1 pseudogene is annotated in these 258 nt (G+C 63.2%); it reads left to right on the plus strand.

Annotation, left to right across the window (positions count from 1 at the left end):
• Positions 1-258, plus strand: a pseudogene (locus AAEY83_RS16455) (hypothetical protein); the annotation flags it as partial.

Below are 258 nucleotides of genomic sequence, written 5' to 3' on the forward strand. Positions count from 1 at the left end.
GTTCAGTCTCAACGATTGCAGTCCGCGCGCGGGCGTGGCGATCGGCGAGCACATTTTCGATTTGCAGGTGGCGCTTGAGGCCGGGCTGTTCGACGGCGTCGCACGCAGTGCGGTGGAAGCCATGCACGGCGGGCAGTTGAACGCGTTCTTTGAACTTGGCCGTGAGGCGCGGGTGGCCCTGCGCGAACGCCTGATCGAACTGTTCAGTGAAGGCAGCACGCTGCGCGGGAACATCGAAGCTCAAGGCGCGAAAGTCTT

Source organism: Psychrobacter sp. TB20-MNA-CIBAN-0197 (assembly GCF_040309765.1).
In the GTDB taxonomy this organism is placed as follows: domain Bacteria; phylum Pseudomonadota; class Gammaproteobacteria; order Pseudomonadales; family Moraxellaceae; genus Psychrobacter; species Psychrobacter submarinus.